We start from the raw sequence: 21,874 nt of genomic DNA on the forward strand, positions 1-21,874 counted from the left end.
TACGCAACGATTCCAGGCTAGGGAGTGTTTCCCGCTGGGAAGTTGGTGACGGACAACATATCCAAACGGAACACGACATGGTCGCGATCGTCAGCGGAAATAACCTGGGTCTCAATCTCGGTTCGCTCGCACTCCTAGGCTCAAACGGCAAGATCGGTAACGCCGTGCAAGGTCGAAGCGGCGAGCGCGCGTACGTGAACGTCGCAAACGGCAACCTCGTTTTGCAAGACAACGACGCGTTGCTGATGGGGCTCGGACTCGATCTCGGCGATATCCGAACGTACAACAGCCAAGGTGCCGCCAACTTCACCAACGGCGACGGCTGGCAGGGCGGTCTGTACAAATCGGTGACGGCAAGTGACGGCGTCCTGCGGCGCACCGATAGCGACGGTTCGGTTTCGACCTATGTGTGGAGTGCCGCAACGCAGGCCTACGTCCAATCCGACAGTGCGGGCGGCGCGCTCAACACGATTCGCGAGAATTCCGACGGCAGTTGGCAGTGGACCAACGGCAGCACGGGCGCGAACGAAACCTATCAGGGCAGCGGCGCAGGCTTGCTGCTCTCGTCGAGCGATACGAGCGGCAACGCGCTGACGTACCGCTACAACGCGCAAAACCAACTGGTGCAGGTGACGGACGCCGACGGAGAATCGTTGAATTTCTCCTATGTCGGCCAGAACCTGACGTCGCTCAGTCTCACGCTGCAGTCCGGGCAAACCGAGCATCTGGTCGACTACACCTACGACGGTCTCAATCGCCTTACCTCGGTCTCCGTGAGCCTGAACCCCGATGGGACGGTCCCGGCGGGCTCCGATACCTTGCCCCGCTATGTGACGACGTATGGTTACGACGGAAACAGCGATCGTGTCACGAGCGTGCAGCAAAGCGACGGTACCAGCCTGTCGATTGCGTACGTGCAGGCAGGCGGCGCTTACCGGGTTGCATCGGTGACGGACGGCGACGGCGACACCACGCAGTATTCATACAACGTCGATGCAGGCGTAACGACGGTCACGGATCCCACCGGTAGTGTCAGTACCTACCGCTACGATCAAGATGGCCGCTTGACCCAAGCGTCGATGGGCGTGACGGCAGGCAATCCGAACGGTTTGACGCGGTTGTCGTATACGTATGACGCGCTAGGTAACGTTACGAGCGTGACGGACGGCACAGGCAACACCGTCAGGTATACCTACGATGCCAACGGCAACCAGACCGGGCAGGTAGACGGCGCGGGCGACACGCTTACCCGAACCTACAACGCGCAAAACCAACTGCAGACCGAAACGGTCTACGCCGTCGCGGCAGGTTCCGGCACGCCGGCCGGTGAACCGGCGGTCACGCGCTACGTGTATGACGCGGACGGCCACAATCTGCTGCGCTATGTCGTTACGCCCGACGGCCGCGTGACCGAGTACCGGTACGACGCCAACGGTCAGCGCATCGCGACGATCCAGTACACGCAGCACACGTACGACACCTCGGCTCTCGCCGCCGATGCAGTGCCGACCGAAGCGCAGATGCAGGCCTGGGGTGCCCAGCAGGATCAAACCACGCTCGAGCGCGCGGACTATGCGTACGATTTCCGCGGCCAATTGCAGAGCGCGACCACTTACGGCGCGGTCGATTCGAATGGCAACGGTGTCGCCGCCGAGGCGTCGACGACCCGCTACATCTACAGTCAATCCGGCGAGTTGCTGCAGTCGATTTCCCCGGATGGGCGAACGATAACGCAGAACGTCTACGACGGTCTGGGCCGGGTCGTATCGCAAACGACGCGTTCGGTAGACGGCGCCACGTCCGTTACCACCTTGACGCAGTACGACGACGCGGGCGGCCGCACGACGGTTACGCAGGCGAACGGGCTCGCAACCGTATCCACGTACGATTCGGCGGGTAGGCTCGTCAGCGTCATCCAGAACGATGCGGCGGGTAACCGGTTGGGGACGACGCGGTATACGTACGACGCGGACGGTCGCTTGTTGATGGCGACGGGTCCTACGGGCACGAGCACGTGGTCGCTATACGATAACGCCGGCCGCAAGGTCGCCGACATCGATCCGACGGGGCAACTGACCGAGTACGTCTACAATCCCGACAATCAAGTCACCGAGACGATCGTCTATGCCACGGCGATCGATGTAACCGCGCTCGTCGGCGCGAACGGGACGCCCAAGGCGGTCACGCTCGATCAAATTCGTCCCGTATCGTCGGCGCAGGACGAGAAGTCGTGGGATCTGTATGACGCCGCTGGGCGCCTCGCATGGCAGGTGGACGGACGCGGCAACGTGACCCGGACCGTCTATGACGGAGAATCTCGCGTCGTATCGGTCACGCGACTGGCTACGCCGATCGATACGCGTACGCTTGGCAACGGCGTTGGCGTAACGCTGGATCTCGGCGGCCGCACGACGACGACCACATTGACCGAGGTCACGCCCGGCGGCGCGCAAAACGGTTACGTACTGCGCGCGACGGTGCAGGGCAGCGACCCGAGCGGAACGGTCAATTTTTTCTCGGGGCAAACGTACCTCGGCAGCGGCAATGTGGTGGATGGCGTCGCCACGCTTGCCGTCGCCGGTTTGCCGGGCGGCGGCGCGTTGACGGCGGCCTATAGCGGCGACGCGAACAACTTGAGCAGCGCGTCGAGCGGAGTCACGGTTACGGTGGCGCCTCCCGGTGCGCCCACGCCGGTTGCGAGCGCGACCGTGCTGACAGTATCGCGCCCCACAGCGTCGACTTCGCAAGGCGTCGTGCTGACCGCGCTTGTGCTGGGACAGGATCCGAGCGGTACCGTGTCGTTCTACGACGGCACTACGCTGCTGGGGACGGCCACGGTCGAGAACGGCGTTGCGTCGCTGGCGCTGGCCGGTTTGCCCGCGGGAGACAACGCGCTGACGGCGACCTACGGCGGCGATTCGGCCAATGCGGCAAGCACGTCGACAGCGGTCGACGAGACAGTCGCAGCGGTGGTAACGCCGACGACCGTGACGCTGAGCGCATCGCCGTCTTCTTCGACGATGACGCAGCCGGTTACGCTGACGGCGACGGTTACGGGCAGCACGCCGGGCGGAACGGTGAGCTTCTTCAGCGGCCAAACGCTCGTGGGCTCGGCGCAAGTCGTCGGCGGCCAGGCGACGTTGACGCTGACGACGCTGCCGATCGGTACCGACGAGCTGACCGCGGTCTATTCCGGCGACACGGCAAACGCCGGCAGTGTGTCGGGCCAGGTCGCCCAGGTCGTTACGGGCCAAAACCCGGGCGTGGCGCTGCGTTTGTCGAGCTATTCGCCGAGCGCGGGGCAAGCGCTGACGCTCACGGCCCATGTGGGCGTGCAGCTTTTCAATCCGAACGACGCGCCGCCAACCGGGACGGTAACGTTCTACAACGGCAACACGGTGCTGGGCACCGTGGCAGTCACGGCGGACGGTGCGGGGTTCGAGAGCGGCACGGCGACGCTGAACGTGGCAGGATTGCCTGCCGGGCAACTGCAGTTGCGCGCGGTGTACAGCGGCGATGCGTCATACGTCAGCAGTCAAGATCAATGGCAAATCACGGTTACTCCGGTCTCGACTTCGCTGTCGCTGGGCACGTCGCAGAGCGGGGGCTCCACGACGCTGATGGCGACGTTGGGCGGCGGCTATCAGCCGAGCGGGCTCGTCACGTTCTTGAGCGGTACGACGGTGCTCGGCATGGCGCAAGTGACCAACGGCCAAGCGAGCCTCACGCTCGCGAATGTGCCGGCCGGAACCTACGCCGTGAGCGCCACGTACACCGGTGACGCGAACAATAGCAGCAGTGTGGCGAGCGTCAATCCGTCCGGAAAGGCCCTGTCGGCTCCTTCGCACGGCGGTAGCTCGACGACGGTTTCGTTGAGCGCGTCGCCGTCGTCGGTAACGACGTTCCAGCCGGTCACGCTGACGGCGACGGTCACGGGCAGCACGCCGGGCGGAACGGTGAGCTTCTTCAACGGCCAGACGCTCGTGGGCTCGGCGCAAGTCGTCGGCGGTCAAGCGACGTTGACGCTGACGACGCTGCCGATCGGTACCGACCAATTAACCGCGGTCTATTCGGGCGATACGGCAAACGCCGGCAGTGTGTCGGGCCAGGTCGCCCAGGTGGTGACGGGCCAGAACCCGGGCGTGGCGCTGCGCTTGTCGAGCTATTCGCCGAGCGCGGGGCAAGCGCTGACGCTTACGGCCCATGTGGGCGTGCAGCTTTTCAATCCGAACGACGCGCCTCCGACCGGGACGGTAACGTTCTACAACGGCAACACGGTGCTGGGTACCGTGGCAGTCACGGCGGACGGTGCGGGGTTCGAGAGCGGCACGGCGACGCTGAACGTGGCCGGGTTGCCCGCCGGGCAGCTTCAGTTGCGTGCGGTCTACAGCGGCGATAGCGCGTACGTCAGCAGTCAAGATCAATGGCAGATCACAACTGCCCCGGCTACGACCTCGCTGGCGCTGAGCACGTCGCAAAGCGCAAGCGCGACGACGCTCACCGCGACATTGAGCGGCGGATACCAGGCGAGCGGGATCGTCACGTTCTTGAGCGGTACGACGGTGCTCGGCACGGCGCAAGTGACGAACGGCCAAGCGAGCCTCGCGCTCGCGAATGTGCCGGCCGGAACCTACGCCGTGAGCGCCACGTACACCGGCGATGCGAACAATAGCAGCAGCGTGGCGAGCGTCAATCCGGCCGGAAAGGCCCTGTCGGCTCCTTCGCACGGCGGTAGCTCGACGACGGTTTCGTTGAGCGCGTCGCCGTCGTCGGTAACGACCTTCCAGCCGGTCACGCTGACGGCGACGGTCACGGGCAGCACGCCGGGCGGAACGGTGAGCTTCTTCAACGGCCAGACGCTCGTGGGCTCGGCGCAAGTCGTCGGCGGTCAAGCGACGTTGACGCTGACGACGCTGCCGATCGGTACCGACCAATTAACCGCGGTCTATTCGGGTGATACGAAAAACGCCGGCAGTGTGTCGGGCCAGGTCGCCCAGGTCGTGACGGGCCAAGACCCCGGCGTGGCGCTGCGCTTCTCGAACTATTCGCCGAACGCGGGTCAACCGCTGACGCTCATTGCCCATGTGGGCGTGCAGCTTTTCAATTCGAACGACGCGCCGCCAACCGGAACGGTGACGTTCTACAACGGCAACACGGTGCTGGGCACCGTGGCGGTCACGGCGGACGGCCCGGGGTTCGAGACCGGCACGGCGACGCTGAACGTGGCCGGGTTGCCCGCCGGCCAGCTTCAGTTGCGTGCGGTCTACAGCGGCGATAGCGCGTACGTCAGCAGTCAAGATCAATGGCAATTCACAGTCGCGCAGGCGCCGACTACACTTTCGCTGAGCACGTCGCCGAGCGGCAGCGCGACGACGCTGACCGCCACATTGAGCGGAGGCTACGAGGCGACCGGGATCGTCACGTTCTTGAACGGCACGACGGTGCTGGGCACAGCGCAACTGGTCAACGGTCAGGCTAGCTTGACGCTCGCGACGCTGCCGAGCGACACGAGCGAATTGACCGCGTCTTATTCGGGCGATTCGCAAAACACCAGCAGCGTGTCGCCCGTCGGCGGACAGGCCGGCAGCACGGGCGGCACCGGCTCGACGCCGAGCGCGCCGGCGGCAGCGACGTTGTCCATCGCGCCCACCGGTACGATGGCCGCCAATGCGCCCCTCACGTTCCAAGTAAACGGCAACGATCCTACCGGGAGCGTCAGCTTGTTCGAAGGCACGACCTATCTCGGCAGCGCACCGGTAGTCAACGGCGTTGCCACGTTCACGGGGATCGACGTACCCGTCGGCGACGTCAATCTGGCGGCTAGCTATTCCGGCGATGCCGCCAATACCACGGCCGTCGTTCAGTTTCAGCGGACGGTGACGACCGCCGTCTCGACGACCACGATTCGCGTCATCGGCGAGGAGAGCACCTCGCCGCTGTTTCTCGAGGCCAATGTCGCGGGCGACAATCCCAGCGGCACGATGACGTTCTACAGCGGCTCGACGGTGCTGGGCACGGTCGAGGTCGTCAATGGCGTTGCCGCCATCGCGGTTTCCGCCGCGTCCGTGAATGCCGGCGCGGTGACCGCGGTCTATTCGGGCGACGGCAACAATGTGGGCAGTACGTCCTCGCCGCTGTCGTTGCAAGCGAGCGTCGTCCTCGCACCGATTCCGCCGACGGCGGACGGTCAATCGGTGACGCTCAGTGCTCAAGTCACGGGCAACGATCCGACGGGACAAATCGCGTTCGTCAGCGGCACGACGGTGCTCGGCATCGCGCAAGTCATCAACGGCACGGCGACGCTGGTCGTTCCGGCGTTGAATCTTCCTGTCGGCACGCAAGAAGTCACGGCCTATTATTCCGGCGATGCGATGAATGGCGCGAGCTCCTCGGCGCAGTCGATGTCGGTCGAATTGGGCACGAGAACCGTCGTCGTCGCCACGGCGGACGCGGATCGGACGGTCACCCGGATCTACGACCGGGACGGCCTTGTCACGGCGACGATCGACGGCGACGGCTATCTGACCCGGCACATCTACAACGCGGCCGGTCAGCAAACGCAAACGATCGGTTATGCGAACGCCGTTCCGGGATTCGGCGACGCCGCCGCGTTCGCCTCGGCGGTGGCGAACGCGCAAGCTACGGGCTCGCTGGACGGGCTCTTGCCGGCATCGAGTCCCAACGACGTCTCGACCTACGACCTCTACAACGCACGTGGCCAACTCGTCGGGCAGGTGGACGGCGACGGATACCTAACGGAGTCCGTCTACGATGCCGACGGTCGCGTGACGCAAACGATCCGCTACGCGACCGCGGTCGGCGTTCAGCTCGGCGCGAGTTCGACGCTTGCGGACGTGCGGCCGGCCAGCAGCCCCAAAGATCAGAGCACGTCGACCACATGGGATGCATTAGGGCGTGTCAGTACGCAGACGAACGCCGAAGGCACGGTCACGAGCTACACGTACGACAGCATGGGCAACGTGATCGAGGCGACGACCGCGCTCGGCACGGCCGACCAGCGGACGGTCATGACGCGCTACGATGCCCAAGGGCATGTGATCGGCGAGCTCTCGGGCGACGGCGCGGCGCTGATTACAGGCGACCAGACCCAGGCGCAGATCGACGCGATTTGGAATCGGTACGCCGTCACTTACACGTATGACGCGGCCGGACGCCGCCTCAGCGCGACGGATGCGAACGGCAACCGCGCGGTCTACTTCTACGACGACGCCGGCCGCCTGCGCTTCACAGTGAACGCGACGGGGGCCGTCACCGAGGATAGCTACGATGCGCTCGGACACCTAACGGCAAAGACGCAGTACGCGAGCGCATTGAGTGGGGCGGCATTGTCGGGGTTGCAGGGCGGGTTGCTCAGTTCGGCATCGAATCAGGCGGCGGTAACCGCGTTGCAAAGCGCACGCGATGCGAGCCGGCAAGCGAATAGCGTGACGCAGTATGCCTACGATAACGACGGCGAGCTGATTCAAGCGACCGATGCGATGGGCGGCGTCACGGCGACGAGCTACGACGCATTCGGCGATGCGGTGCGGACGACCGAGACCCTCTCGGCGGGCCGCACGGTGACGTCCACGGCCAGTTTCGACAATCGCGGCCTGCGCACCGAGACGGTTTCCGACGCGGGAGCAATCGCAGCGACGGCGACGGTGCAATACGATGCGTTCGGGCGGGTAGTTTCGTCGACAGATGCTAACGGCAACGTCACGCGTTCGAGCTACGACGGCCTCGGCCGCGTCATCGCCACGACGGACGCGGCCGGCTCGGCGCGCGCGAGTACGTACGATGCTTTCGGCCGTGTCTTGACGCAGACGGACGCCCTCGGCAATACAACGACCTACACCTACGACGCAGCCGCGCGCAGCATGACGACGACGACGCCCGAAGGCGTCTCCGTGACGGTCACGCACAATCGCGAGGGGCAGACGGTAAACGTCGCCGACGGCAACGGCAACACGACGGCTTATACGTACGACGCCGACGGCAACCCGTTGTCGACGACCACCCCGCTCACGACCACGACGAAGCGCTATGACGCGGGCGACCGTCTAATCAGCAGCACCGATGCGAACGGCATTGTCACGCAATACACCTACGACGCCGCGAATCGGCTGCTCTCGCGCACGGTCGATCCGGGCGGGCTTGCGCTGACGACGCAATACGCGTACGACGCTAAGGGCGAGCAGATCAGCGTGACGGATCCGAACGGCATCGTCACGCAAAGCACCTACGACCTCAAGGGCGAACTGCTGACGCAAACCGTCGATCCGGGCGGCCTCGCACTGACGACGCAATATAGCTACGACCAAGCCGGGCATGCCGTGACGGTGACGAGCCCCGGCGGCGCCGTGACGCAGTACACCTACGACGACCTCGGTCGCCGTGTGATGACGCAAGTCGATCCGTCGGGACTCAACTTGACCACCCGGTACGCGTACGACGCGAACGGCAACATGGTCAGCAGCACGGACGGCGACGGCAACGTTACACGCTACACCTACGATGCCGACAATCGCGTCGTCTACACGGTGAACGGTGCCGGCAACGTCCAGTTGACCCAGTACGACGCCGACGGACGCGTGGCCCAAACGATCGCCTATGCGACGCCGATCGATCCGAGCCGATTGAGCGCCGCGCCGGATTCGGCCCAGATCGCGGCCCTCGTGCAGCCCCAGCCTGGACTCGATGTTACGCGGACCGACGTCTACGATGACGACGGCAATCTGACCTATACGGTCGACGGCGTAGGCGACGTCACGCACTTCGTCTATGACAACGACGGCAACGCGATCCAGCGTATTCAGTACGCGAACCGCGTCTCCGGCTATGCGGGCGGCGTGCCGCAGGTCGTGGCGGATCCCGCCCACGATACGGACGTTCGCACGGTCTATGACGCATTGAACCGTGCCGTCTTCACGATCGACGGCACCGGTGCGGTCACGCAGCAGGTTTACGACGGCAACGGCAACGTGCTCTCGAAGATCGCCTATGCGAGCCCGGTTCCTGCCGGTACGCCCGCGACGGCGTCCGCGCTGAGCGCCGCCGTTGCGAGCATCGCGGATCCCGCGCACGACAAAAGCGTGCGGCAGGTTTTCGATGCCGCGAATCGCGTGATATGGAGCGTCGACGGTGTCGGGGCGGTCACGCATTACGCCTATGACAGCGACGGCAACGTGACGAGCAAGATCGCGTATGCCACTGCGCTGCCGGCCGGTGCTGATCCGTCCAAGGTCGCGAAGAGCGCGAGCGATCAAGAAACGGATTGGGTATACGACGACGCCAATCGGGTCATCTATCAACTCGAGGTGACCGATCACGCCGACGACGTGATCGCGGGCTCCTCGGGCATGAGGGCGGTGACGTCGTATCAATACGATGCGAACGGAAACCGTATTCGCACGGTCTCCTTTGCCACGCCGCTGCTCGGTTCGGTGCAGCCGAACGCGCAGAGTATCTACGCGAACCTTGCGATCGCGCCGGCGCTCGACCGTGTTCAGACTGCCGCATACGATGCGGCGGGCAGGCTCGTTTACGCCCAAGACGCGCTGGGCGCGATCACGCACTACACCTATGACGGTGCGAGCCGCTTAACTTCGACGACGCAATATGCGCAGGCCGCTGCCGTCGACGAATCGTTCAACGGTACGTCGGACGGCGTGCGCGGATTTCAGACCACGACGCCGAATGCCGCGGCCTTTGCGCAACTGGCGACAGCGACGCCGGGGCAAGACCGGACGACGCAATATGCCTACGACGGCGCGGGGCGCCAGATCTATCAGATCGACGCGCTCGGTTATGTCACTCAGACGAATTACGACGGCGTCGGCCGCGCGGTGGGTTCGACGCGCTATGCCAATGCCGTGCAGCTCAACGCGCAGGGCAACCCGGCGCTCGTCGCGGCGGCGATCGTCGCGGATCCGTCGGCCGACGAAGCCACGAGCGCCACATTCGACGCGGCCGGCAATATGGTCGCCTCGACCGATGCGCTTGGGCATACGCAGCAATACGCCTACAACGGCATCGGCGCGAAGATCGCCTACACCAACCAGAACGGCGCGACCTGGACCTACGGCTACGATGCGGCTGGACGGGTGGTGAGCGAAATTGCGCCGGCGGTCGACGTGACCACGGTCGCGCAAGACGCGAACGGCAACCTCGTTCAGACGGGGACCTCGGCGGTCAATGTCGTCACGGTCATGAGTTACGACGCGCTCGGCAACCTGACTTCTCGAACCGAAGCGGCGGGCACCGCGCAGGCTCGGACGACGCAATACGTATACGACGCGCTCGGTCGGCAGATCAAAACGATCTATTCGCCCGTCGGCGTCTATAACGCGAGCGCCGACGCGCTCAACGTCAACGGCGAGGGCGGCGCGGCCACCCGGACCGAGACGACTCAAACGCTGTACAGCGAAGTTGTCTACGACACGCTCGGTAATGCCGTGGCCGATCGCGACGTGGCAGGGAACTACACGTACAAGGTCTACGATAGAACCGGGCAGCTTCGCTATGACGTCGATGCGCTAGGCTACGTCACGGCCTATCAACGCGACGTCTTCGGCGACCAAATCGCATTGACCCGATACACGAGCAGCGTTTCCACGGCAGCTTGGGACAATACGCCGCCTACCGATGCCGCTATGGCCGGTTTGGTCGGCTCGATCGGCAGCACCACCGATCGGACTATCACGACCGAATACGACAAACTCGGTCGCGCGGTCCAGGTCACGCAACCCGCCGTTTGGAACGACTACGGTGGCGGCCGAGCCGGAATGGCGAGCGAGGTGACGAAGACCGTCTACAACGCATTCGGCAATGTCGTGCAGACGGCCGCTTTGACGGTGGCGAATCGCTGGGTTACGACGACCTACTACTACGACCTGCGCGGGCAACAGGTGGCTAGCGTCGATGCGCTCGGCTACGTTACGACGCAGCGTTTCGACGCCGCCGGCAATAAGATCGCGCAAACGCAATATGCGAACGCGACGACCGGCAGGTCCACTACCGGATATGCGACGCCCATTGCCGCTAGCCAGGATCGCACGACGACCTACGGCTACGATCAGGCCAATCGCCAAGTCAGCCAGACACAGGTCGGCGTGACCTACAGCACAGCGCCGGACGGCAACAGTGGCGTTGGTAACTTGACGACAACCTATGGGTACGACGCCGTCGGCAACCTCACGCGCACGACGGATGCGCTCGGCAACAGTACCTATACCTACTACGATGCGCTCGGCAGGACGATTGCCACGGCTGCGCCTGCCGTATCCGATACGACGAGCGGGCACGTCCTCATTCCGTTGACGACGTACGGCTTTGATGCGTTGGGCAATGTCGTCGTCAAGACGCAATTTGCGAACGGTGCCGCATCGGCCGATCAATCGGGCTATGCCGTTGCGGCCGGCAGCGCGGCCGATCGCACGACACTCACCGAATACGACAACCATGGCGATGCGCTAGAGACGACAGATGCCGACGGCAACAGCCATTTCATGTCATACGACGCGGCTGGCCGGTTAGCGAAAGATTGGCAGGCGGTGCTTGGAAACGATGGCGTGGTGCATACGCTCTACACCGTTTTCCAATACGATGCGCTCGGCCGGCAGACGGCGATTATCACGCCGAACTCGACGAGCGTCGTGTCGGGAGGCGGCATTGCGACCGAGAGCCAAGCACAGGCGGGATCGTTGACCACGGCCATGGTCTACAACGCATTCGGCGAGATGGTTCGGCGCGGCAGCTACGCGACGGGTTCCGCCCCGCAGTACCAGGAGAGCTTCGAATACGATAACGCGGGGCGGCTGTGGCGGACCAATAGCGGCGGCACGGTCCACGTCATGCTGTACACCCTGCAGGGCTACAAGACGGCGGACATTACGAGCGCCGGCAGCGAAGGCGGTTCGGGAGCCGGCGTCGATCTGAGCCAGGTAGCGTCGGCGCAGGCCGTCGACCAAATGGGCTCGAACGGACTGCGTCGCACGTCGATGCGGCTCGATCTGTTGGGCCGTGTGATTTCGCAGACGCTGCCTTTACGGCAGGACAGCACCGATGCGCAGCCGTATGCGCCTATCGTCAACCAGACCTACGATCGCTGGGGCAACGTTCTGAGCCAGAGCGATGCGCGCAACAGTGCGTGGATCACGTATTACAGCTACAACTGGAACAACCAGGTCGTCCAGCGGATTCAGCCCGATGGGAACGGACAGGAAAGCGGCAGCAGCCCGGTCACGCAAATCTACTACGACGCACTTGGCCGGCAGGTCGCGATCCGCGATGCGAACGGCAACGTCAACGGCCAGGTTTGGGACGCGGACGGCAAGCTGCAGAGCGAATTGCACGCCGATGGCGGCGTCGTGGCGCACAAGTACGACGCATTCGGCGACGAGGATAGGCTGATCGATGCCGACGGCGACGTAACCGACTACGGTTACGACCATATGGGCCGCAACACGCGAATCACGAATGTTGGTGTCAGCGTCTACGTCAGCAACGGGCAAAGCGTTTCCGGCGGCGTTCAAAACCTGACGACGCATTCGACGTACGATGCGGCGGGCCGCAAGCTGACGCAGACCGACGGCACGGGGGCCGTCACGCGCTACACGTACGATCTGCTCGGCAACCAAATCGCGACGACCGATGCCGACGGTTATACGAGCCGTGCCGCCTACAACGCGCAAGGCAAGCAGATCGGATCGCAGGATGCGAACGGTGCGCTCGCGACGTGGAGCTATGACTATTTCGGTGAGCTGACCGGCCACACCGACATCGGCGGTGCAAGCTATACCTTCACCTATGACAACGCGCGCCAACTGCTGTCGCAGACCAACACGCGCGGCCAAAATCTTTCGTATCGATACGACGCGGCGGGGCAGCTCGTTCAGATCAACGATGCGGCGCTGAACCAGCAAACCTACTACAGCTATAACGCAACGGGCCAGCACGTGCTGGAGCAAACCGTGCAGGCCGGCGTGACGTACCAAGACCAGACGCTCGGCTACGACACGCTGGGGCGTTTGAGCATCGTCAATGCGATGAACGGCGTGAGCGTGCAGACCGACTACGACAAAGTCGGCAACAAGATGCACCAGCACGTCACGTATGACTCCTTGCAGGCCCATACGGTCATCGACTATACGAACGTGCAAAGCGTCGACGAGTCCGGCAATCCCATCTTCCAGCAAGTGCAGACCGGTACTCAGCAGGTGCAGACCGGAACGCAGCAGGTACAGACGGGTACGCAGACGGTCCAGATCGGGACGCAACAAGTGCAGACCGGCACGCAACAAGTGCAGACGGGTACCGACGAATCGGGCGCACCGATCTACACGACCGAGCCGGTCTATACGACGGTGCCCGTGTACGGCACGGTACCGGTTTATACGACCGTGCCGGTGTACACGACGGAGCCCGTCTATACGGAAGAGCCGGTCTACCACCAAGTCGCGATCGGCAGTCACCTCGAATACAACACGATCGGCCACGCGCAGGACCTGTTCTTCGCGTACGACAGCATGAACCGGCAGATCCTCGTCGACGGGGCCGCCGACAACAACGCGAACAACCTCGCGAACGTCACGGCGGGACAAGGCCACATTCTGTCGTACGACCACAACGGGAATCGAATTGAAGACCGGTCGTGGGGGACGCAGGTCACCCCGGAGTACGTGCAGAACTACGACGAGTCGGGCACGGCGCTCGGCGCGCCGCAACTCGTCGGTTATCAGTCGCAGACGGGCATTCAGACGACTTGGTACAACTACGACAAGATGAACCGCTTGTCGACGGTCGCAACGGGCGCGTACGGGCGTGTACAAACCGGTGTGCAACAGACCGGTGTCGACGAATCGGGGCATCCGATTTATCAAGCCGTGTACACCACGGAGGCGTTGGGACAGGCGCAAGCGATCGTGCTCGACACGCGATTGTACGATGGCGCCAGCCGCGTCGTGCAGTCGGGGCCGGGCGGCAGCCTGCCGGCCGGCTACGTGAAGGCGCTGACGGACGGGAACTTGAACCTGTCCGGGGCGACGACGACCGTGAGCCAGTACGACGCGGGTGGCCGATTACTTTCGCAGGCGGTCACGAACGAGGCCGATCCGGGATCGAGCACGACGACGAGGTACACGGAATACGACGCCGTCGGCAACCTTGAGGCATACCAAACGACGCAAGGCGTGAACGGCGACACGATCGTCACGAACACGACGATCACGCTGGGCCGAGACGACGGTTATGTCGAGACGCTGCAGAGTTCGGTCAGCACGAACGAGAGCTCGGGCAACCAGACGAGCGGGACCTCGACGGAGAGCTATGACGCGAACGGCCGCTTGGTGTCGGTGGTGGATTCGGCGACGAGCAGTAATAGCCGCACCCTCGTGAACGATGCGCAGGGACACGTGCTCGATAAAAATCAGCAGGGGCAATTGCACGAACTCGTCGTGAACGGCCAGGTGATCGGGATTTACGGGCAGACGGTCGACCAGCAAAACCCGACGCAGGCCGACGGCTCGCCGAACTACGACGCGGTAGGGAATTTCGATCTCGCTTACGAGCCCGTGACCAACAGCTATCCGGCGGCGACGACGGGACAATATCCGGTGCAGGCGGGCGATACGCTACAAAGCATTGCGCTCGCTGCATACGGCGACAGCAGTCTTTGGTATCTGATCGCCGATGCGAACGGATTGAAAGGCAATGAGGACCTGAAGGTCGGGCAGGTGCTCAATATTCCGACGCGTGTCGGGGACGTGCACAACACCTCCGAAACGTACGCACCGTATGACGCGAGCCGGATCGTGGGATCGACGGCGCCGCAGTTGCCGGTACCTGCGGGGAATCAGGATAGCGGGGGCGGCGGCTGCGGGCCGATCGGCGAAATCATCATGGCGGTGGTGGCCGTGGTGGTGACGGTCGTGACATATGGCGCGGCAGCGCCTGAAATGGGTTCGTTGCTCGGCGGCGAGGTGGCGGGGGATGTCGCGGCCGGCGCCATTGCCGGGGCGGCCGGTTCGGTGGCGAGCCAGGCCGTGGGCAATGCGATTGGAGCGGAAAACGGCTTCAATTGGGGCGCCGTTGGGATGGGCGCGATCGGCGGCGCGGTGACCGGGGGCCTCGATGCTAGCGGGCTGTCCGGCGCCGTGGGCGGTGGTGTGACGGGCCAAGTCGTGGATGCGACGGCCGGCAGCATTGCCTCGCAAGGTGCCGATGTCGCTCTCGGCCTCCAGAAGCACTTCGATTGGGCCGCGGTGGCGGCCGCGGCGGTCGGTGCTGGGGCGACCGGTGGCGCGGATGTGGAGATGAATTACAACCCCGCTCAGCACTTCGATTTCGGCGAGAGCTTTGTGGCCGCCGCAGCGGGGTCGGTGGCATCGGGGGTGACGGAGGGCGTCCTGAACGGGGGCCGCATTTCGGTGGGGCAGATCGCGGCCGATGCGTTCGGCAATGCGCTGGGGCAAAGCCTGGGGCAGGCGTATTTGGCAGCGAATCGGAACAACGGAGGCAATCCGCTTGCCGCGCGCACGCAGAACCAGATCAACGTGGGCAATGCGGGCGACGCCGTGTTATATGGCCCATTGGGCAGTACGGGTCAATGGGGGCCGCCGATATCGAGTTCGGGCAGCATGAGCACGCTGTTCGGGGTGACGCCGCAAAGCGACGCACCGGGTATGCTCACGTTGTACGGCGGAACGCCGCAATTCTCCTACACCGCTTCGGCCGCGCCCTCCTATAGCGATCAAAGCGTCACGATCGCCAAGGGCGACACCGTTGAAGCGTTGGCGCGAGCAAATTACGGCGATAACTGGCGTGCCGGGGTTGCGGCCATTATCAACGCCAACGGCTTGCAGCCGAACATGCTCGGCAGTCCGATCTTGTCGGTCGGCAGCGACCTGACGATTCCCGATCTTCAGCGATATTCCGATCAGGGCGTATCGCTCGATAAGTTGGCTAGCCTCGGCGGAGGCATCATCGCCGGCAACCAACACAACATCGATGCCTACAACGCATGGCAGCAGCAACAGGCGCAGTTGGCGGCTCAAGCCCAGTTGGCGGCGGCCAGCGGCGCGGGCAACAGTTGGAGCGAAGCCGACGTCAACTACGCGTACCGGTTGATGACTCAATCGTCGACGGGAGCGGTAGCCGCATCGCCTACTGCGACGCCGAATCCGCAATCGAGCTGGTCATTCCCCGACCCGCAAACCGAGGCCGATATCAACCTTGCTTCAAGTCAACAAACCGCGGGCTTGTTGACCGGCCTAGCCGTATCGGGATTCCGCGCCGTGAATTCGGCAGTGAACCTGGTAGCCGATTCGCTCATAGTCACGGCCAACCAGATGACGTTCGGTGCGCTGGGTAATACGTCATTCGTCCAGGAGGCGCAACAGCAACTGGGTCAGGTCGCGGATGCGCTATTGCATCCGATTGATACGGCCAAAGCGATCTATCAGGGCGAATCTGCAACGTGGAATGCGGGCATCGCGAGTCTGCAGCGGGGCGACAATTTCGGTTTCGGGTACAACGTGGGTCAGGTGGCCGGCGACGTTGGTCAGTTTGCCATTCCGGCTCTCGACGCGGGTAAGGCGGGCCTTGTCGCGACAGCGAACTGGCTCGCCCCGGTTGCGTACGACATGTCATTGCAGCTCGGGTACAAGTCGGGGCTGGTATCATTCGCGGTGCCACCTTCAACGGTGGCTGTTGGCGATGCAGCCGGTTTGGCTGAAGCTGCCGCGTCGGCGAGTGTCTCGATTGGAAACTCGGGTTATCGCTCTATTGGTGAATTCACCGATGCGGTTACGACGAAGTATCAGGCGCTCTACGACCAAGGTTACGCCATAGCTCGCGACAACGCGTCGCAAGGTTTGATTTCTAATACCGCGCGCGCGATCGGTAGCGACGCAGACACGTTCGCTCGTGTGGGGCTCAGGGATTGGTTGACAAACGTTGAGGGGATTGCCGAAGGGCCCGGAGAGATCATTCAGGTGAATCGACGACTTTATGACCCATCGGGCTCGGGAGCTTATCGGGTTCCCGATGTATATATTCCTGGGTCGCAGACGATTTTGGATGGTTCCATAAGTTTCAAGACAGGTGCAACGTCCCAGATCATTGATTTTGGAAAATTTAGTGGCGGGGCAAAGACTACTATCATCGCTCCATCGGGCTTGCCCTGGGGCTCGTACAGCATTCCGTGAGGTAAACATGGCTCGATTTCCATTTAGCGACCTACATAGCTTCAAGGATTACGTTGTCTTTGTAAGAATGTGTGCGCCGAATCAATTCCCGGTGCGCGAAGGTGTTCGTCCTGAAGATCAGTGGACATTGGAACTCGCCTTTAGGGGGCTGCGAGAAGGTTTATTGCTTGCAATAGAAGAGAAAGGGCAACGCGAGGAGTTTGATCAATGCGAAAAACTGGTGGATGAGGCCTATGTTCATTACCAGGATGGGCGGCGGAAAGATGGATTTATGCTGCTGGACCAAATGCATAAGATTCTGCGGAAGATTCGTACATAATAGGTGCAAAAGGAGAGTGCGAGCGCTTCTTGACTGCCTAGATTGTTAGTGTCTCGCAAGGATCGCGAGCCGCAACGATGGTCGAATTGTGCGTAATGCGAAAACGGCTTTGAGATGAAAAGATTAACCTGGATAGGTATTGCATTTTTTCTGCTCGTCAGCGCCGTCGCTATGGCCGGGAGTGGCGCGGAAAATTCGCTGTTTGTTAGCTGGGATGACGAAGTCGACCAGAATTTGGCAAGAAAGATGAGTGAAATGAATAAAAATATGCCTATCATGGTGGGCAGGCATGAGCGAGTGGATAAAGTGTTGATAATGAAGCATACGGTGGTTTACACGTATACGCTCGTTGACGTAAATCCACAGCTTGTGAATGTAGGGAAATTTACAGAAGCTTTGCGTCCTAAGTTGATCAATGCCGTATGCACAACGCCGCTGATGAAAGATTTTCGCGATAATCAAATCGCTGTGAGCTATGACTATCACTGGGAGGACGGCTCGGAAGTTACGATGATTACGGTCGCTCCGGAGGATTGTGCTCGTCATTGAGCCTTACGACGCTGAAATACACGGGGGCACCGATCAGCACGACGGCAAAGTCAGCACTCGTCGTGGCGGGCCTTAAATGGCTTTCCCGCGCAGCTTCCATCAATCAGGAGCGAGCCCCCCCACTTCTCAAGCCCCCTTCCGGATTTCCTTGACTAGGTCCGTCTGGGCGATGTCCTCCAACTTCCGGAATGCGCCTTCCAGTTTGCTCAACAGATGACCGTTTGCGCCGCATGCCTCGAAGCATGTCCGCCATTCGCGCAATTCAGTCCATATCCGCCGGATGATGTCGATGGCACGCGCCCGCTCTGGGACGAACGCAGCGAAGTAACTCAGCGCGTTATCCAACGTAGCAAGCTTGCCCTGTGCCCCGACCTCCAGGTGGAGTTGACGTTCATAGGCGACTCCCGGCCGCGGCACCACGTCATACAAGGGGCTCAACGTCCAGCCGCCCGAGCGGGGGTCTCGCACGAAGGCGTGGTTTCTCAGATGGTCATCGTCGTTGCTAACAAAGATGTTGAACACCATGCGAGCAAACAGCTCTTCACAATTGGTTGCGATGAAATCGGTATGGACATACTTGCGGATGGCCGCGGCCAGGTCATGATAGCCCTTCGTGCGCGACTCGGATTCAGAGCAGGCGACCAGCGTCAAGCCGCTGACGAGAGGGAGCCGTCCTTCGACCAAACCATCCCCCGGCCGGCTGTCGTGCATGACAATGCTTGCATCCGGGAGCGAGCCTGGCAGCATCCAGTACCGGTCGAAGCGGCGGATGAGCATGACCGGCCTTTGCGCAACCATGATGTAGCGCACTTCCGGAACGGTCAGGCCACAGCGGCGGGCGAGTTCGAGCGTGCACATCTCCGCTCGGGCAACATCGAAAGCATCGCCTTTGGCGGGAAATTTTGCTAACCATAGGGCACCGTGCTCATCGCGCACCGACGCTTTCGGACGCGCACCGCCGGCAGACGGACCTGCTCCGAGAAATGGCTCCAAGTTCGCCGGCACGGGCATTCCGCTTTCCACGGCTTCAGCGGCCTGCAATACGTATTCGAGCGACTGCAGGTTGCTGGCTGAAGGCGAATCGGGGGTCTTGATATCCCCCCTGACATCCAGTGCGCCAACGCGGTCGCCTCCCGCGGCCAGCAAGTATTCTGCTTCTGGCAGGGAGTTGGCTGGGACCTTGCGACGAGCCTCGATAACCCGTCGGCCCCAGGCATCCGGCGCAGCATCTCGAATGCCGCCGAATTCGCCCAGTCCGTTCACCGGAAAAAGCGCCCGGCCTCTGATTGCCTCGCGGTCTGCCAAGCCCAAACTGACGGGTCTACTTCGATTGACTCGGCGCGCGCAAGATAACCCAAGCCGTAGGCAAAGCCGGAGGTGAGTTCTCGATTCTGCTGATTGGCGCCGACTGATTCTGTGAGCGTCAGAAGTCCCGCCGGGGAAAATCCGCGGGTAGGCAACCAAGCAAAAACAGCGAGCTTGGAGTTCTTGGTCGCCATCAGAAATCCAACTCGTCGAGCTCGGCCTTACTTAGCGGCCGCACGCGCTGGGTGAGTTCGCGCGCCCTGAGCGCTGCCAGCGACGGGTCGGATTCCTGCAGCAAGCTTAAGAGCGTGACGCCAGGGGCGATGGCCTCCAGGTAACGCAGAATTTGTGCTTGCGTACGGCTCAGGTCGCCTTTTTCGATCAGCGCGGCCGTCGAGCGCGCCAGTCCGGCGCGCGCCGCGGCGTCGGCTTGACGCAGACGTCGTGCTTTCCTCAGCCGAGCCAGCTTTTCGCCAAGCTCGCGCGCTTCCATCATTCTGGCGGGTGACAGCAGAGGGGTTTCGTCGCGCTTCATGTCCGTAATCGCATCCACAACACGGCTTATGTCCGTGATTACAGACAATACAGCATCGACGGAGGCCTGGTCAAGTCCGTAATGACGGACATTAAGCCGATAACGTCTATGATTGCGGACGTGCTGTCGCACGGTCCGTCCCTTCTTCGAGGCCGAGCCAGAAGTTGCAATGTGCGTCAATGAGGAGCTTTGGTTGCAAGCGCGTTACGGCAAGTGGGCAATGGCGACGGCGTTGCCGCGCAATCAAGTCATCAATAAATCTAAAGAATAACCCCCGCCAGCCGTTAAGCAGAAGCGGCGGATGCAAGCGAAAACCGAGGGCTCGCCCGCCGCTCGCGATTTTGCGTTAGTCACTCTAAGGAGACCAATTAATGAAGAAGCTTTTCCGGGCGCTGTTAATTTCCGCCGGCGTGGCGTTGGTTGCCACGGGTTGCGCATCGGGACCGCAGTACAAGGATGTCGCGTCCGCCATCCCGACGCTTGCCGCGGATCACGGCCGCATTTATTTCTTCCGCTCGGACAGCTTTGGCGGAGCGACGGTTCAGCCGGAGATCAAGCTCAACGATAAGGTCGTAGGCCGTTCGGTTCCGGGCGGATTCTTCTTTGTCGATGAAGAGCCGGGCGAATATACGGCCTCGACTACGACCGAAGTGAAGCGCGAGGTCAAGTTCGCGCTGCATGCTGGGGATACGAAATACGTGCGGACGTCCGTGAGCATGGGGCTGCTGGTCGGTCACGTCACGCCGACGCTCGATGACTCCGAAACGGCGCAGCAGGAAATCGAGACGTTGAAATACACGGGCACGCCGATCAGCACGGCGGCGAAGTAACCCGAAGTAAGCAAGACTGTGGCGGTGAGCGTTCGATGACCCTCGCTCACCGCCAAATCACCGGGCGTCACCACCCGGCTCACGATCCTAACGCTTAGCTCTTCGGCGCTACGTCGAAATCGAAGTACTTCTTCTCGATCTTCTTGTAGGTGCCGTCCTTCATGATGCCGTCGATCGCCTTGTCGACGTCCGCCTTCAGGTCGGTATCTTCCTTACGCAAGCCCATTGCCGCCGCGCCGCTCGGGATCGAGTCGCCCACTTGCTGGAATTGCGCGCCGCGCGGTTGCTTCAAGAAGCCCAGGTCGGCTTGCACCTTGTCTTGCAATGCCGCGTCGAGGCGGCCCGAGATCAAGTCTTGATAAACCTGGTCTTGGTTTTGATAGGGGACGACCTTCACACCCTTCGCTTCCCAGTTTTGCTTGGCGTAGGTTTCTTGAATCGTGCCTTGCTCGACGCCAACCGACTTACCCTTCAGCGAATCGGCAGACGGCAGCAGTCCCGAGCCCTTCTTCGCGACGAGCGCTGTCGGCGTATCGAACAGCGGCTTGGAGAAGGCGATCTGCTTTTCGCGCTCGGCGGTGATCGTCATCGACGACAGCACGCCGTCGAACTTCTTGGCCTTCAAACCCGGGATCATGCCGTCGAAGTCGTTTTCAACCCAAACGCACTTCGCATGCAGGCGCTTGCAGATTTCATTGCCGAGGTCGATGTCGAAGCCGACGAGCTTGCCGTCCGAGGCTTTCGATTCGAAGGGGGCGTAGCTCGCGTCGACACCGATACGAATTTGCTTCCAGTCTTTCGCTTGCGCCACACCGGCCGTTGCGGCAAGCGTGGCGATGGTCACGGCGGCTAACAATTTTTTCACGTTGACTCCTCGAGTGGTTCGATCCACCCCGATGCGGCAACTGTCGCATCGAGGCGCCGTTCTGCGCATCGCAGGCGGCCGGTGGTTATCCCAGGCTGCCGGAGGCCGGCAGCGCGGCGCACAGCATACCGCGCCAAAATAACGGCGCTGCTAGTAAAACACCGGATGGCGAGCCAATGCAACATCTCGAAAACCGCGCGGCACCGCATTGAGTCGTATACGCGACATTGCGTCGCCGGCGCGGAACGGTTAATCGAAGATCAC

Annotated in this window: 8 protein-coding genes; 4 read left to right on the top strand and 4 right to left on the bottom strand. The window is 62.4% G+C overall.

From position 1 onward, the window contains the following. The first annotated feature begins 77 nt into the window (after positions 1–77). From DXT59_RS19545 to DXT59_RS19555, 3 genes are all read left to right on the top strand, one after another. A complete protein-coding gene (locus DXT59_RS19545) occupies positions 78–17,207 on the top strand; it encodes an Ig-like domain repeat protein (RefSeq protein ID WP_116138513.1) in 17,130 nt (5,709 codons plus the stop codon). Between the two features lie 7 nt (positions 17,208–17,214). After that, positions 17,215–17,526 carry a trigger factor gene (locus DXT59_RS19550; protein ID WP_116138514.1) on the top strand — a complete coding sequence of 104 codons (312 nt, stop codon included), beginning with the start codon at positions 17,215–17,217 and terminating at the stop codon, positions 17,524–17,526. 114 nt (positions 17,527–17,640) lie between these two features. Beyond that, complete coding sequence (locus DXT59_RS19555) at positions 17,641–18,075, top strand: hypothetical protein (RefSeq protein ID WP_116138515.1); 435 nt, start codon at positions 17,641–17,643, stop codon at positions 18,073–18,075. A 126-nt stretch (positions 18,076–18,201) separates the two neighbouring features. Here DXT59_RS19555 and DXT59_RS19560 read toward each other — a convergent pair whose 3' ends face one another. Genes DXT59_RS19560 through DXT59_RS19565 form a run of 3 tightly spaced genes read right to left on the bottom strand, consistent with a single transcriptional unit; the run spans position 18,202 to position 19,915 of the window. Continuing rightward, positions 18,202–19,338 carry a type II toxin-antitoxin system HipA family toxin gene (locus tag DXT59_RS19560; protein WP_240324584.1) on the bottom strand — a complete coding sequence of 379 codons (1,137 nt, stop codon included), beginning with the start codon at positions 19,336–19,338 and terminating at the stop codon, positions 18,202–18,204. Then, positions 19,335–19,574, bottom strand: a complete 240-nt coding sequence (locus tag DXT59_RS31230) for a hypothetical protein (RefSeq protein ID WP_240324585.1) — start codon at positions 19,572–19,574, stop codon at positions 19,335–19,337. The genes DXT59_RS19560 and DXT59_RS31230 overlap by 4 nt, the downstream gene beginning before the upstream one ends. Next, the gene (locus DXT59_RS19565; protein ID WP_116138516.1) at positions 19,574–19,915 is read right to left on the bottom strand and encodes a helix-turn-helix domain-containing protein; all 342 of its coding nucleotides are present in this window, start codon (positions 19,913–19,915) and stop codon (positions 19,574–19,576) included. The genes DXT59_RS31230 and DXT59_RS19565 overlap by 1 nt, the downstream gene beginning before the upstream one ends. Positions 19,916–20,286: 371 nt before the next feature. Here DXT59_RS19565 and DXT59_RS19570 point away from each other — a divergent pair, with 371 nt between their 5' ends. Next, complete coding sequence (locus DXT59_RS19570) at positions 20,287–20,745, top strand: DUF2846 domain-containing protein (protein WP_116138517.1); 459 nt, start codon at positions 20,287–20,289, stop codon at positions 20,743–20,745. 94 nt (positions 20,746–20,839) lie between these two features. Here the strand turns inward: DXT59_RS19570 and DXT59_RS19575 are convergent, their stop codons facing one another. After that, a complete protein-coding gene (locus DXT59_RS19575; protein WP_116138518.1) occupies positions 20,840–21,610 on the bottom strand; it encodes an ABC transporter substrate-binding protein in 771 nt (256 codons plus the stop codon). Positions 21,611–21,874: the final 264 nt, after the last annotated feature.

It is taken from the genome of Trinickia diaoshuihuensis (assembly GCF_003390925.1).
GTDB lineage: Bacteria > Pseudomonadota > Gammaproteobacteria > Burkholderiales > Burkholderiaceae > Trinickia > Trinickia diaoshuihuensis.